This window comes from Kribbella sp. NPDC055071 (genome assembly GCF_053608045.1).
The window spans coordinates 231,153-245,501 of record NZ_JBSGUS010000007.1; the positions used below are offsets into that span (position 1 = coordinate 231,153).

11 protein-coding genes are annotated in these 14,349 nt (G+C 67.8%); 6 read left to right on the forward strand and 5 right to left on the reverse strand.

Going from position 1 to position 14,349, the window contains the following annotated elements:
• Nucleotides 1-92: 92 nt before the first annotated feature.
• Both ACWF4Z_RS14645 and ACWF4Z_RS14650 read right to left on the reverse strand, forming a co-directional pair.
• The gene (locus ACWF4Z_RS14645; protein WP_452243523.1) at nucleotides 93-488 is read right to left on the reverse strand and encodes a VOC family protein; all 396 of its coding nucleotides are present in this window, start codon (nucleotides 486-488) and stop codon (nucleotides 93-95) included.
• 42 nt (nucleotides 489-530) lie between these two features.
• A complete protein-coding gene (locus ACWF4Z_RS14650; protein ID WP_452243524.1) occupies nucleotides 531-752 on the reverse strand; it encodes a hypothetical protein in 222 nt (73 codons plus the stop codon).
• Between the two features lie 211 nt (nucleotides 753-963).
• Between ACWF4Z_RS14650 and ACWF4Z_RS14655 the strand changes: the two genes are divergently transcribed.
• Nucleotides 964-4,074 carry a PD-(D/E)XK nuclease family protein gene (locus tag ACWF4Z_RS14655; RefSeq protein ID WP_452243525.1) on the forward strand — a complete coding sequence of 1,037 codons (3,111 nt, stop codon included), beginning with the start codon at nucleotides 964-966 and terminating at the stop codon, nucleotides 4,072-4,074.
• Complete coding sequence (locus ACWF4Z_RS14660) at nucleotides 4,067-7,576, forward strand: UvrD-helicase domain-containing protein (protein ID WP_452243526.1); 3,510 nt, start codon at nucleotides 4,067-4,069, stop codon at nucleotides 7,574-7,576. Before ACWF4Z_RS14655 ends, ACWF4Z_RS14660 begins: the two co-directional genes overlap by 8 nt.
• A 9-nt stretch (nucleotides 7,577-7,585) precedes the next feature.
• Here ACWF4Z_RS14660 and ACWF4Z_RS14665 read toward each other — a convergent pair whose 3' ends face one another.
• Both ACWF4Z_RS14665 and ACWF4Z_RS14670 read right to left on the reverse strand, forming a co-directional pair.
• Nucleotides 7,586-8,212 (reverse strand): LysE family transporter, encoded by a 627-nt coding sequence (locus ACWF4Z_RS14665; RefSeq protein WP_452243527.1) that lies wholly within the window; start codon nucleotides 8,210-8,212, stop codon nucleotides 7,586-7,588.
• A gap of 375 nt (nucleotides 8,213-8,587) precedes the next feature.
• Nucleotides 8,588-9,817, reverse strand: coding sequence for an ROK family protein (locus tag ACWF4Z_RS14670; RefSeq protein ID WP_452243528.1), 1,230 nt, complete (start codon nucleotides 9,815-9,817; stop codon nucleotides 8,588-8,590).
• A gap of 99 nt (nucleotides 9,818-9,916) precedes the next feature.
• Between ACWF4Z_RS14670 and ACWF4Z_RS14675 the strand changes: the two genes are divergently transcribed.
• The 4 genes from ACWF4Z_RS14675 (at nucleotide 9,917) to ACWF4Z_RS14690 (ending at nucleotide 12,829) form a co-directional block, all read left to right on the forward strand.
• Nucleotides 9,917-10,684, forward strand: coding sequence for an SDR family NAD(P)-dependent oxidoreductase (locus tag ACWF4Z_RS14675; RefSeq protein ID WP_452243529.1), 768 nt, complete (start codon nucleotides 9,917-9,919; stop codon nucleotides 10,682-10,684).
• A 17-nt stretch (nucleotides 10,685-10,701) separates the two neighbouring features.
• Nucleotides 10,702-11,721 (forward strand): Gfo/Idh/MocA family protein, encoded by a 1,020-nt coding sequence (locus ACWF4Z_RS14680; protein ID WP_452243530.1) that lies wholly within the window; start codon nucleotides 10,702-10,704, stop codon nucleotides 11,719-11,721.
• A 46-nt stretch (nucleotides 11,722-11,767) separates the two neighbouring features.
• A complete protein-coding gene (locus ACWF4Z_RS14685) occupies nucleotides 11,768-11,989 on the forward strand; it encodes a TrfB-related DNA-binding protein (RefSeq protein ID WP_452243531.1) in 222 nt (73 codons plus the stop codon).
• A gap of 213 nt (nucleotides 11,990-12,202) precedes the next feature.
• Nucleotides 12,203-12,829: a DUF6308 family protein gene (locus tag ACWF4Z_RS14690; RefSeq protein WP_452243532.1), complete on the forward strand. Its 627-nt coding sequence runs from the start codon at nucleotides 12,203-12,205 to the stop codon at nucleotides 12,827-12,829.
• On the opposite strand, the gene ACWF4Z_RS14695 is transcribed toward ACWF4Z_RS14690, so the two are convergent.
• Nucleotides 12,830-14,344, reverse strand: coding sequence for an LLM class flavin-dependent oxidoreductase (locus ACWF4Z_RS14695; RefSeq protein ID WP_452243533.1), 1,515 nt, complete (start codon nucleotides 14,342-14,344; stop codon nucleotides 12,830-12,832).
• Nucleotides 14,345-14,349 lie beyond the last annotated feature (5 nt).

Consider the following 14,349-nt stretch of genomic DNA (forward strand, 5'->3'; position numbering starts at 1 on the left):
ACTTGCCCCGCGACTACGACCTCCACTGCCTGGTGTAACCATGTCATACGGCTTGTCCCAACTGTCACTCCAGGCACTTCTGGTCTCACCAGTTAGTCGGGTGCGACGATCTCGAGTTCGTAGCCGTCGGTGTTGTGGAGGAAGGCGGCGTAATGCTGCGGGCCGCCGGCGTACGGATGCCGGTCGGCGAACATCAGCGTCCACCCGTGCCGCGCCGCCTCGGCGACAATCGCGTCCACCTCGGCCCGGCCGGCTGCGTTCAGCGCGAGGTGGTTCATGCCGGGGCGCATCCGGTCGTGCTCACCGGCCGACATCGCCGGGCTCTGCTCGACCACGACATAACTGCCGTCGGGCGCCGTCCAGGTCATGCCACCGGGCCAGCCGTCACCGTCCTTCCAACCCAACCGATTGAGGACCCAGCCCCAGCTTTCCTGAGCCCGCGACAGGTCCGGAACCCAGATCTCGACGTGATGCACCGCAGCGACCATCGGAGCATCATCCTCGATCCGCTGGTCCCGCCACACCGGGGCTCATCTCGACCGGTCTCTGGGCTGCTCTGCGGGTACGTCGAACCGGTTCGAAACCACCAGCGAGATCGCTCCCGTCACGACCAGCCAGACCAGCGCCGCGACCAGCCAGGGCCACCACGGCAAACCCTGCGCCGCCTCGGCCACAGCCTTCCCGAACAACCCGCCGGACGGCGCGAAGACGAGCACCAACAACACCCGCACAACCGCCGTCTCCCTGCCCATTCCTCAATTGTGAGATCCCCCCGCCACCCCCGCACCCAACCCGGGCGTTTCGCCCCGCCCGGTCCAGAGCGCGGACTCGCGCCACTCATCAACCACGCACCCCGCTCCGCCAGACCGCAGTCGTGAGCGTGCGCAGGTGCTCAACGATCTGATTGGTGAGTGGCGCACGTCCGCCTTCTGGTTTTGTCTGTGGGAGGGTTTACCGTCTGCGGTGACAGTCGAGGACGGATCGGGGGTTGTGGTGAGTACCACCCGGATCGAGAGCACGCCGTACGGCGAGGCCGCTCTGGAGCGCCTGCGTTCCGTCGTCGCGGACCTCAAGGCCGACGATCCGCTGAAGCCCGTCACCCTTCTCCTGCCCAACAACCTGACCGGCGTGATCGCCCGCCGCCATTTGGCTCGCACCACGATCGCCGGCCTCTACCTCGCAACCTTGGAGCGCCTGGCCGAGCAGCTTGCCGCGAGCATCCTGTCCCCGCGCCGTCCGGCGACGCGTCCGATCGTGGCCGCGACCTGGCGGACGGCGTTGTCGAAAGCTCCCGGCATCTTCCACGAGGTCGCCGACCATCCCTCGACCATCCAAGCGCTTGCCTCAGCCCATCGCGAGCTTCGTGACCTCACCGATCCCGCGCTGGACAAGATCACCCACGCGTCCTCGTTAGGTCCCGACCTCGTCCGCCTGCACCGCCACGTCACCACCGAGCTCACCTCCGACTGGTACGACGAGACCGACCTGCTCCGGGCCGCGACCGCACGCCTCGCCGCCGAGCCGACCGTCGTGCGCGAGCTCGGCGCGCTCGTCCTCTATCTCCCCCAGGAGCTCACCCAATCCGAGGCCGCGTTCGTCGAGGCGCTCGGCACTGCCGCGGCCGATCTCACGGTGATCGTCGGACTGACCGACGTACGACGAGCCGACCGCGCTGTCCGCCGTTCGCTCGAACGCATCGGCATCGACCTGCCGACCTCGATCTCGAAGAACTACCCGGTCGCCACCGAGATCCTGAACGCGTCGGACGCCGACGACGAGGTGCGTTGTGTCGTACGCGACGTCGTCGAAGCACTGCAGCACACACCCGCGCATCGGATCGCGATCCTGTATTCGGCCGCCTCGCCGTACGCGCGTCTTCTGCACGAGCACCTCGGCGCCGCAGGGATCGGGGTCAACGGACCCGGCACACGTCCGGTTCACGAGCGCGCAATCGCGCGGACGCTACTCGAGGTCCTGGCGCTCGTCGATCAGGACCTGCCGCGGGCGGATGTGTTCCGTGCCCTTGCGAACGCGCCGACGCGTGACTTCGCCGGCGACCGGATCCCGGTGCCGCAGTGGGAGCGGATGTCGCGCGCGGCCGGCGTCGTCCGTGGTGACGACTGGGACACGAGACTCGCACGGTACGCCGAGTCCGAGCGCCGTACGGCCAATCAGGAGGAAGCGGCCGAGGACCCGCGACCGGCCGCGATCCGCCGCGCGCAGTACAACGCCACCACGGCCGAGCGACTGCATGCGTTCGCTTCGGAGCTCCGGCGGCGACTGACTGCGGCTGCAGTCCTGGAGACCTGGTCCGAGGTGGCCGGCGCTGTGCTGCAACTGTTCCAGGATCTGCTCGGCGACTACGCGTCCTTGCCGATCGAGGAGCAGTACGCCGCGGCCGCGGTCGAGAGCTCGTTGCGGGGCCTGTCCACGTTGGACGAGCTCGGCACGCCGGCCAGCCTGTCAGTGCTGCGCGACGTGCTGGATCTCGAGCTGCAGCAATCACTCCCGCGCGTCGGCACCTTCGGCACTGGCGTGCTGGTCGCGCCGCTGTCGGCGAGCATCGGGCTGGCGGCCGACATCGTGTACGTCGTGGGCCTGTCCGAGGACCTTTATCCGGGGCGCGTGCACGAGGACGCGCTGCTTCCCCATCGCGTGCGGGAGGCGGCCGCGCCGGAGTTGGCGTCGTTCCGGGATCGGCTCGACGAGAAGCAGCGCCATCTGCTCGTCGCGTTCGCAGCCGGGCCCCGCGTCGTGGCGTCGTTCGCGCGCGGCGACCTGCGGCGGTCGTCACGACGTCTACCGAGTCGTTGGCTGCTTGGTTCGCTGCGTGAGCTGACCGGCGATCACGGGTTGCCGGCGACACAGTGGGACAAGCACGGCGAGCTCCTGCGTACGTCGGCGTCGTACGCGGGATCGTTGACAACGGCAACCATGCCGGCGACCGAGCAGGAGTGGCAGGTGCGCGCCGCGGCGGCGCGTCTGTGGGTGAACGACGAGGTGTTGGTGCGTGCGCGCGAGTTGCTCCGCGGGCGGGGAAGCAGTGCGTTCACCCGCTTCGACGGCGACCTGTCCGGGGTGTCGGGTCTGCCTGAGTATGCGGTTGAGGATCGGATCGCATCACCGACCTCGCTGGAGGCCTATGCGACCTGCCCGCATGCATACTTCGTCGAGCGGCTGCTTCAGGTGGAGCCGCTCGAGGCGCCCGAGGATCTGCTCGTGATTTCACCCATGCAGGTGGGGAATCTGATCCACTACAGCATCGACGCCTTCGTATCGCAGCTGAAGGGTTCCCTGCCGGAGCAGGGCGAGCCGTGGACCGAGCAGCAGCGGGCGTTGTTGCTGGCGATCGGTGCGGATCTTGCGGACCGGTTCGAGGCGGAGGGGCTGACCGGGCATCCGCGGTTGTGGCAGCGGGAGCGGATGCGGATTCTCGGTGATCTGCTGGTGCTGCTGACCGATGACGATCGCTGGCGGTCCGAGCGGGATGCGTCGGTGGTGGCGAGCGAGCTGCGATTCGGGTTCGAGGGCGAGCCGCCGGTGGAGATTCCGGTCCCGTCCGGGCGGGTGCTGCTGCGCGGGTCGGCGGACAAGGTCGACCTCGGCGCGGACGGGACCATTTACGTGACGGACGTGAAGACCGGCGGCTTCTCGCGGTACGAGGGGATCGAGTCGGATCCCGTTGCCGGCGGGACAAAACTGCAGCTGCCGGTCTATGCCTACGCGGCGCGGGCCCGGCTCGGAGAAGAGTCCACACCGGTCGAGGCGTCGTACTGGTTCGTCCGCCGTGGCGGGAAGCGGATCCCGGTGCCGCTGACGCCAGAGGTCGAGGAGCGGTACGTCGATACCCTCGACGTGATCGTGTCGTCGATCGCAGCCGGATTCTTTCCACCGAAGGCGCCCGAGGTACCGGACTTCCTGTGGGTGCAGTGCCCGTACTGCAATCCCGATGGCCTCGGCCACAGCGAGGTCCGAGCCCGTTGGGAGCGCAAACGCCACGACCCGACCCTGGAACGTTTGGTCCGCCTGATCGACCCCACCGCGCTGACTCCGGACGGGGGCGGCGATGAGTGAGTTGCTGCTGGACGAGCCGGCGCGGGAGCGGATCCGGTCGGACACGTCGGCGACCCTCTTCGTCGAAGCGGGTGCCGGATCCGGTAAGACGCACGCCCTCGTCGATCGCGTGACCACGTTGGTTTTGCGCGACGGCGTACTCCTGCGAACGGTCGCAGCCGTCACCTTCACCGAGAAGGCCGGGGCGGAGCTGCGGGATCGGTTGCGGGTCGAGTTCGAGAAGGCGCGGAGGGGTCCGGCCGGGAAGCTGGCGGACGCGGCGCTGGACGATCTGGACTCCGCGTCGATCGGGACCCTGCATGCGTTCGCGCAGCAGATCCTGCTCGCTCATCCGATCGAGGCCGGGTTGCCGCCGCTGATCGACGTACTGGACGAGGTCGGATCGTCGGTCGCGTTCGAAGAGCGTTGGGCCGAGCTGCAGCAGCAACTGCTCGACGACGACTCGATCGCGGAGCCGTTGCTGTTGGCAATGGCCGTCGGGGTCGAGCTCAAACACCTGCGGTCACTCGCGCGGCTCTTCGGCAACGATTGGGACCTCATCGCCGAGCGGGTGCTGGTCGATCCGCCGGAGCTCGTCTCGATGCCGGATCTCGAGGGCCTGGTCGCGGCCGCGGCGCAGATCGGCGGCGTGGCCGAGTCGTGCCTGGATGCCGAGGACCGGCTGCTGCCCAAGGTTCACCAGATCCGCGAGCTCGGCGTCATGCTGAACGCCGCCTCCGACCAGGAGACCCAGCTCGCGATCCTGCAGACCATGCGCGGCTTGAAGGTGGGCCGGATCGGACGCAAGGAGAACTGGCCGGACATCACCAAGGTGCGTGGCGATTGCACCGAGGTGGTCGACGTCGCGGGCTCACTGGTCGAGCTGCTGCTCGATGCTTGCCTGCGGCACCTTTCACACTGGATCGCGCGCCGGGTGCTCGAGTCGGCGCGACTGCGTCGGGAAGAAGGGCGGCTCGAGTTCCACGACCTGCTGGTGCTCGCGAGGGATCTGCTCCGGCGGGATCCGGCGGTGCGGTCGGCGCTGCAGGAGCGGTTCGAGCGGCTGCTGCTCGATGAGTTCCAGGACACGGACCCCATTCAGATCGAGCTCGCGGTCCGGATCGCGGGCGGCGCCGAGGCGGACGCCGAGGACTGGCGTGCCGTCGAGGTCCCTGATGGCCGGCTGTTCGTCGTCGGTGACCCGAAACAGTCCATCTACCGCTTCCGACGCGCCAACATCGCGACGTACCTGACCGCCCAGGATCTCCTCGGCGAGACCGTGGCGCTCACCACCAACTTCCGTACGGTCCCGCCGATCCTGGGCTGGATCAACACGGTCTTCGAGACGCTGATCCAACCCCAGGAAGCCGCCCAACCGTCGTACCAATCGCTCGCACCACACCGCACCGGTCCAACCGGGCCGGTCAAGCCTGCCCCGGCTCCACCACCCCCTGACGTCTCCGGCGGCCAGCTCTCCTTCTTCGGCGACTCCGACGACGAGCTGACTCTCTTCGACGAAGACTTCGGCGCCACCCCGGCAGACGGCTCCCCCGTCTCGGGCGACCCGTCGGACTCGGGCGGCTCCTCGGTCTCGGGCGGCGTTGGCTCGGAGGCTCAGGTTGGAGATCTGGCGGCAGTTCTCCCCTTCCGCCGTCACGATGACGACGCCGCCGACGTCGAGCCTGCGGACTACAACGAGGCAATCTCCGGACCAGCCGTCACCATCCTCGGCGCCGAGCCGCACGACGATCTCCCCCGCGCCCAAGCCTCGGTCCTGCGCGAGCGCGAGGCCGGCGACGTAGCAGCAGTCATCGAGCAGGCGCTCACCGAAGGCTGGCAGGTGTACGACGAGCGCACCGAGCGTTGGCGTACGGCGGAAGCCGGCGACATCGCCGTGCTGGTCCCCGCACGGACCTCGCTCCCGTTTCTCGAAGACGCCCTGGACCGCGCGGACATCCCGTACCGTGCCGAGGCGAGCTCGCTCGTCTACCAGACCGCCGAGGTCCGCGACCTTCTTGCTTGCGCTCGCGCGCTCGGCGACCCGAGCGATCAGCTTGCCCTCGTCACCACCCTCCGCTCACCGCTCTTCGGTTGCGGCGACGACGACCTCTTCGTCTGGAAACGCTCCGGCGGCTCGTTCACCCTGACCGCGCCGATCCCCGACAAGCTCCTGACGCACCCGGTCGGCGAGGCGGTCGAGTGGCTCCGCCGGACGTACTACGCGTCCCGCTGGCTCACCCCGAGCGAGGTCCTCGCGAAGATCGTCGCCGATCGGCGCATGCTCGAGGTCGCCGCGGTCGGCCCGCGGGCCCGCGATGCCTGGCGCCGGATCCGGTTCGTCGTCGACCAGGCCCGCGCGTGGTCCGAGGTGGAGCACGGCGGACTGCGCTCGTACCTCGCCTGGGCCGCACACCAAGGTGAAGAAACCTCCCGCGTCGCCGAGGCGGTGCTGCCCGAGACAGACGCGGATGCCGTCCGCGTGATGACGATCCATGCCGCGAAGGGCCTGGAGTTCCCGATTGTCATCCTCTCCGGCATGACCGCGGCGCCGAACCGGCAGCGTGGCGTCCAGGTGCTGTGGCCGCCGGACGGTGGGTACGCCGTGAAGCTCAAGGCGTCCGTGCAGACCGAGGATTTCGACCTCGTCCAACCGGTCGACGAGCAGATGGACGACTACGAACGCCGACGTCTTCTGTACGTCGCGGCGACCCGCGCGCGCGATCACCTCGTCGTCTCGCTGCACCGCTCCGGAAACCGCCGCCACTCCAGCAACGCCGAGCTCCTCGCCTCGGCCGGCGGCGTCGAGGCACCGCACGCCACCCTCTTCACCAGCTCACCGGCCGTGCAGCGCGACCCCCGAGCGACGCCCGACGTCACTGCCCCGATCTCTCGCGCCGACTGGGAAGCACGTGCGACCGCAGCCCAGTCCGCCAGCCGACGGCGGTCGGCGCAGAGCGCCTCCGGTCTGGAAGGCACCGGCCCGGACGTCACGCTCGCCGACGTCGATCCCGGCACCGCGAAGGCACCCCGCGACCTCGAGCTTCCGCCCTGGTCGAAGGGACGCTACGGCAGCGCGATCGGTCGTGCGGTGCACGCCGTACTGCAGGTCGTCGATCTCTCCACCGGCGCCGGTCTCGAAGCCGCGGTTTCCACCCAATGCCTCGCGGAAGGCGTCCTCGAGTATGCCGACGTCGTCACCGCGTTGGCCCGCTCAGCACTGGTCTCCGAGGTGGTCAAGCGCGCCGCCGCCCGTGAGCACTGGCGTGAGTCGTACGTCGGGACCGTCCGGCCCGATGGCACCGTGCTCGAAGGTTTCGTCGACCTCATCTACCGGGAGGACGACGGCCGCCTGACGATCGTCGACTACAAAACCGACGCCATCCCAGCAGCGGCGTTGGAGAGTCGAGTCGCCTACTACGCTCCCCAATTGCAGGCCTACTCAGCCATCCTGCCGAACACGGCACCGCCCATCCTCCTGTTCCTCAACCCGAGTGGCGCCGTAGAGCGGCAACTCCACGACTGATACCGGTTGCTAGGCAACCAGGCGGATTGCAAGCGCCGTGATCAGGACGCTGGATGCCAACGCGGTCAACAGCCGACCGAGCGGCCCGGTCAGCAAACGGCCCAGCAACGCGCCGCCGCCGGCCAGCAGCAGTTGCCAACTCGCAGACGCGATGAACGCGGCAAGGACAAACGCCACGCGCTCACCGACGCCGGGATGCGCCGACGTGCCGGAACCGCCGAGCACCAACGCGGCAAAGTAGATCACCGTCCAGGGGTTGAGCAGGGTCATACCCAGCATCCCGAAGTACGCGCGGCGCCCACCGACCGGCGACTCCTGCTCGATCACGGACAACCGGTGTGCTCGATACCGCCGTACGGCCTGGATTGCTCCCATCGTGGCGAGGCCGACCAGTACGACGGCGGACACCCAGCGCAGCGGCTCGACAATCGGCGCGAGCAACGGCGCGAGCGCATGTCCGCCGGCCACGGCCACCCACGCGTACAGGCCGTCAGCGGACGCGATCCCCAGTCCGGCAGCAGCTCCGATACGCAGCGAACTCCGAGCACTCAACGCGACCAGATAGGTCCCCACAGGCCCGACCGGCATGGCAACGCCATACCCGGCTAGCAACCCGGCGACCAGCGCCGCGATCACGACTGACCGAAAATCGCCTTCCGGCAACGGCCCGCCTGCTGCAGCGCCCGCGCCGAATCGGCAGCAGGTTCACTCAGCAACACTCCACGGGTCTCAGTCATGGAACTCATGATGAGCACCAACCCTCAACCTCTCAACCGATTTATCTGTTGCCTAACGCAACCAACCGACCTGATCGAAGGAGAGCTGGCGGCGGCGTGCGATCGAGTTCAGGTGCAACTCGCAAGGACGTATATCTCCACTACGGCCCAACGCTGCCCCCGCTGCGCCTGCAGCCAGACCCAATCACCAGACACCTGCTGTCGATATCTACACCCTCACCACATCGGGGAGGCCAGCCGCGCCTGACAGCGCAGCTCAAGCGGATCGACTGCTCTAGCTGAGGAGTTCCAGCGACTCCGACAGCACTAAGCCGGCGGCGCCGAGTAGGACGGTGTCGTCCGGATCGGTGGCGAACTCGATGACTGGATCGCCACCCGGGTGGTGGGCGACGCCCTGGATGACGTGTTGCTCGATCAGCGCCCGAAGCTGTTCGCCGCCGCTGACGATCTCGCCGTGGACGATGAACAGGCCAGGCGCGAGCGTCTGCTGCAGGTTGATGATGCCGACCGCAACGTTGCGAGCGAATTCTTCCAGCAGTGGTTGAGCTCCCGGGGCACCGTCGTTCACCAGGCGACTGAGCGACTTGACGGTCATTGATCGAGCGCCCGCGAGTCCGAGCGCCGCGGCCCGGCTGCGCAACCATCGATGGGAGGCGATGGTCTCCCAGCATCCGCGGCGCCCGCACTGACACACCGCGCCGCCGAGGTCGACGATCGTGTGGCCGACTTCGCCACCGGCACCCGCCGTACCGCGGTGTACGTCACCGCCGATGACGACACCGACGCCGATCGCTTCGGCGCAGTACAGCGACGCGAACGACGATCTGCGCCGACCGGAGCCGAACCACCGGTCCCCGATCGCCTGGACCCGCGGATGCAGATCGAGGTGGACCGCGAGCCCGAGCCGGCGGGAGAGGATCGGCCCGAGCGGGAGTCCGGACAGGCGGGGCGCGAGATTCATCTCGACGACGGTGCCTTCGTCGGTGTTGACGATGCCGCCGACCGCGACGCCCACGCCGAGCACGTCCGCCGAGTCCGCTGGAGTGATCTCTTCGATGCAAGCGACGATGCGCTCGACGATCGTCTCGGCTGAGTTCCGCGTCCCCGAGTAGGTGCCCGCTGCGCGGGCGAGGATCGTGCCGGTCGGGCTCACGAGCGCGGCGTACACATTCTTCGGGAGCACGTGGACGGCGATGATCGGCCGTCCGGCGGGTGAGAACCAGAGGGGCCGGGCCGGCTTTCCACCCTGTGCGCTGCTGCGTTGCGGCGCTCCCTCGACCAGGATGCCCGCGTCGATCATCGGCTGGACGATGGAGCCGATGGTCGTCTTGGCGACGCCGGCGATCCGCGCGAGATCGGCGCGGGACCGCGGGCCGAGGTCGTACAGGATCTGCAGCAGCCGGGTGCGGTTGAGTCTGCCCGTGTCCGACTGGGAGATCAGCCTCGGCGACGACCCCGCTCGTGCGGGCGTGCGATAGGTGGGCGCGGTCTCGATCGGTCCCACCCCATTCCGGGCGACGGGTTTCTCTTGACACCGTACCGAGTTAGTCCGGAAAGTGTACATACCTGCTTGCCTAGTCAGGAAACCCTTCGGAGGGCCGGTATGAACGCACTGGAGAAGTTCTCTCTCGAAGGCAAGGTCGCGCTCGTTACCGGCGGCAGCCGCGGCCTCGGCCGGGCCATGGCGCAGGGACTCGGTGAGGCCGGCGCATCCGTTGCCGTCACGGCGCGGACGCTGGCCGCGGCACAGGCAGCAGCGACCGAACTCGAGCAACTGGGCATCAGGTCGTACGGCGTGCAGCTCGAGGTCTCCGATGTCGAGGACGTCGAGCGCGCGATCGAACAGGTCAGCACCGAGTTCGGCGCGATCGACGTCCTCCTGAACAACGCGGGCATCGGGATCGGTGGCGCGGCGTTCGAGACCCCGGACAGCGCGTGGCACGAGGTGATGGCGACCAACGTCGACGGCGTGTGGTACTGCAGTCGCGCGGTCGCGCAGCGGATGGCCGAACGCGGCGGCGGCACGATCGTCAACGTCGGCTCGATGTCGGCGCAGATCGTGAATCAGCCGCGGTGGCAGATCTCGTACCTCACCTCGAAGGCCGCGGTGCACCAGCTCACCAAGGGGCTCGCCGCCGAGTGGGCGCCGTACGGGATCCGTGTGAACGCGATGGCGCCTGGATACTTTCTCACCGAGATGTCGCCCGTGGATCAGCCCGAGTTCAAGCCGTGGTGCGTAGACCCGGCGGCGATGAAGCGCTGGGGTGAGCCGGAGGAGCTGGGTCCGGTGGCGATCTTTCTCGCCAGTGACGCGTCCAGTTTCATGACCGGCTCGGTCGTTGTCGTCGACGGCGGCTTCACGCTCTTCTAGGCCGAAAGTAGATTCACGTGCTCAGAATCGGAATCGTCGGCGCCGGGCTGCGGGGGCGGCTCTTCGCCGATGCGCTGGCCGACAGTTCAGGTGTCGAGGTCATCGGATTCGCCGAACCGTCGGCGCGGGTAGCCGAGGACGCCGCTACCAGCACTGGCCTGCCGGTAGTCGGCTCGCATGTCGACCTGCTCTCGGATCTCGCGCCGGACGCCGTGATCATTGCTACGCCCGACTTCGCGCACCGGCAAGTGGCGGTCGACGTTGCTCACTACGGCGCACACCTGCTGATCGAGAAGCCACTTGCTACCACGCTCGACGACGCCGACGCGATCGCCGCGGCTGTCGCGTCCGGTGGGGGACGCTGTCTCGTCGGATTCGAGAACCGTTGGAATCCGCATGTACTGAAGGCATACGAAAGCATCCAGGCGGGCGAGATCGGCGTACCGATCACGTCGAATGCGACCCTCAGCAACTCGTACTTCGTTCCGACGACGATGCTCTCCTGGGCGGGACGCTCGTCGCCCGCGTGGTTCCTGATGCCGCACTCGATCGACCTGCTGACATGGCTCACCGGCCGTACGCCGACGCGGGTCAGTGCAGTCGGGTCCCGCGGCGTGCTGGAACGACGCGGAGTCGACACCTGGGATGTCATCCACGCACTCCTGACCTTCGACGACGGTACGACGGGATCCATCAGCTCGGCCTGGATACTGCCGGATGCGGGCGAGGGGATCGTCGACTTCCGGTTCGGCGTGGTGGGTACCGAGGGTTCGGTGGCTGCGGATCTCAGCCATCAGGGGCTGGCCACCGTCACCGATCGGCAACGCTCGCTCTGGCCGCTCGCTGGTCGCATCGGCCGCTCCGCCGTCGGGCCGGCCGTGTGGATGGTTCAGGACTTCGCTGCCGGGCTGATCGACGCTGGGGCGTTGGGTCCTGGCATCGACCAGGGGCTGCTCGTCACCGAAACCATCTGCGCGATCGAACGCTCACTCGAGACCGGCAACTCGGTGGACCTGTCCGACCTCCGCACTGTTTGACAACTGGGGGTTGACATTGACAACCAGGGGTTGTCACCATGGCTGCATGAGCAAAGACATCGAGTCCACCAAGCATCAAGACCTCTTCGACCAACTCAAGACCGTCCGCGCCGAAGCCATCGAGCACGCCCGCATCGCCCGCGACCTGTCCCGCCAACGCCGCGTCCTCATCGACACCCTCCTGGCCGAAGGCTTCTCCCAGTCCGACCTGGCCCGAGAACTAGGCGTCACCCGCCAAGCGATCCAGAAGATGGTCGCCGCCGGGTAGTCCGACCCCACCCTCTGCCTCCGTTCGGTTGATGGGTTGTCACTGAGAGTTTACGGGGATTGGAGGGTTTGGGAGCGGATGATTACGGGTTGTGGACAACGGGAAGCTACCCAGGCGTGGAGATGAGCGTTCGGTCGCCTACCATCTGCGGAAACAGTGAGGAATCGGTCCGTCTGCTGGCGGGTCTGCCACCAAGAGTGTGAGGGTGTGGCCATGAACATCGGTACTCGGAAGATCGTCGTCGACGAGGCGATCGCGCAGTTGCGGCTGTACGCCGAGACCAACGGCGCCGTGTTGCAGTACTACGACGGCCTGCCGGGCATGACGTGCGTCGGCGGTTCCGACCCGAACCAGGTGACCCTGGAGGATCTGGCCCGGACGATGGTGGTCGGCGCGGACCTGCGGGCGATGGACATCCCCTGGCTGCTCGAGGTGGAAGCGGAGAAGGAGTTCGCCGCGATCCCGGTCAAGGCGCGGCTGGAGGACGCCGAGCCGGGCAGCGAGCTGTTCGAGGCCGCGATGGCGCTGGACGAGAAGTTCACCGGTCACCGTGGGTTCGGGCAGGCGAAGAAGTCCAAGCTGCTGCACCTGAAGCGGCCGTTCCTCTACCCGGTCAGCGACAGCTTCATCCGGATGACCTACACGAACGCCTCCGCCGGAGCGGATCTTCTGGCCGCAGTGCATCGCGATCTGGTCAACCCGGCGAACGTCCGCGACTTCAAGCTCCTGCAGGTCCGCCTGATCGCAGAGCCGGCCACTTCGGCTGCCCGGCTGCTCGGCGAGGCCCCGACCCTCCGCCTGCTCGACATCCTCGCCTCACTGCTCGGTGAGGCCAAGTAGCTACATGACCCCGAGCCGTGCCAGCGGCTCGACCAGCTCGCGTTCCTCGTAGGACAGATGTGAGAGCAGCGTGTCGTCCAGCAGGTCGACCGCTGCCCGCAAACCGTCGATGGTGCCTGACCCATCGACCAGCGCGACCAGCGCCTTGTCCACACCCTCCAGTACGTCGTGGATGATGCGGTGCTCCGCCTGCAGCCGATCGACCACTGGCACCAGAGCGGGGTCGGCCCGACGGATGTGCGGGAAGAGCGACGCGTCTTCCAGCGAGTGGTGTGTGGTCACCAGCCGGCAGTAGGACTCGCAGTACGTACCGAGAGTCCAGTTGTTCTGCCGCATGGTCATCGTGTTGATGTGTGAACGCGCCGCCCCCACACCGAGCGACCCAGCCGCGACCTGCTCGACCAGGTCGCGGATCTGCTCGAGCTCGGCACGCAGATGATCGTGTACGTCGATCAGATGCTGGCCAGACGACAGTTGGTACGGCGTATACGTGCGATCTGGATCGAGAGCGGGACCGGTCGGACGCTCCGACTCATCCAGTACCTGTACGGCGCTCCGTCGTACCGCTGGAGGTGGAGTCGGCACCACGCTGAACCCATCCGCCACCTGAACCACAGGTGCAGCGGCAACAACCTCACCAGCGCGAGCGGCCGACACCGCCTCGCGCACCCCAGCAGCCACCTCGGCGAACCGCCGGATGTCGTCCGGGTCGTCAGAACCAAGGATGTAGGTGCTCATCCCCTCGCCCAAGGTCAGCTCGGCGAGCTGGTCGATCCAGACCTCCTCCGGCCCCTGCAGGAACCCACCGCGGCCGGTGAACCGGCCGGCTACGTTGTAGAGCCGCCGTACCGAGGCTGGATCGCGTCCTGCCTCGACTGCGGCCTCGTCGATGATCTTGTTCATCGCGGTGAGCTGGTCGGGGCCGGCGTACGAACTGGTCGGAAGCCAGCCATCCGCAAGGCGTCCGGTGACGGCGAGCATGCGGGGCTTGTAGGCGCCAAGCCAGATCTCGACGTCGTGAGCCGGCTGCGGCCCGCGCTTGGCACCAGAAACGTTGTAGTGCTTGCCAGACAGGCGAATGCCACCGCCTGTAGGCGTCCAGACCTCGCGGATGATCGCCATGGCTTCTTCCAGCGCAGTGATGCTTTGGCCGCTGGTCAGCTGCGGACCGGCGTTGGCAGCGACCGCATCCAGGAACCCACCGGCGCCCAGACCGAGCTCGATGCGACCGCCGGTGATCAGGTCCAGCGTGGCGACGCTGCGAGCGAGTACGACGGGATGCCGCAGTGGGAGGTTGGCGACGTTCGTGGTGACCTTCACGCGCTGGGTCTGCGCGGCGACGGCGGACACGAGCGTCCACGCGTCCATCAGGCGCGGCTGGTACGGGTGGTCCTGGAACGAGACGAGGTCGAGACCGACCTGCTCGGTCAGCTGCGCGAGCGCGATCACCCGCGCCGGATTGTCGACCGCAGGGGTCAGGAACGTGCCGAAGACCAGCTCGTGGCCGTAGTCCATGGTTC

Bases quoted from the DNA above. Each gene is read 5' to 3' on its own strand.
- ACWF4Z_RS14690 (WP_452243532.1), top strand. From the start codon at position 12,203: ATGAACATCGGTACTCGGAAGATCGTCGTCGACGAGGCGATCGCGCAG.
- ACWF4Z_RS14650 (WP_452243524.1), bottom strand. From the start codon at position 752: ATGGGCAGGGAGACGGCGGTTGTGCGGGTGTTGTTGGTGCTCGTCTTC.
- ACWF4Z_RS14645 (WP_452243523.1), bottom strand. From the start codon at position 488: ATGGTCGCTGCGGTGCATCACGTCGAGATCTGGGTTCCGGACCTGTCG.
- ACWF4Z_RS14675 (WP_452243529.1), top strand. From the start codon at position 9,917: ATGAACGCACTGGAGAAGTTCTCTCTCGAAGGCAAGGTCGCGCTCGTT.
- ACWF4Z_RS14695 (WP_452243533.1), bottom strand. From the start codon at position 14,344: ATGGACTACGGCCACGAGCTGGTCTTCGGCACGTTCCTGACCCCTGCG.
- ACWF4Z_RS14660 (WP_452243526.1), top strand. From the start codon at position 4,067: ATGAGTGAGTTGCTGCTGGACGAGCCGGCGCGGGAGCGGATCCGGTCG.
- ACWF4Z_RS14685 (WP_452243531.1), top strand. From the start codon at position 11,768: ATGAGCAAAGACATCGAGTCCACCAAGCATCAAGACCTCTTCGACCAA.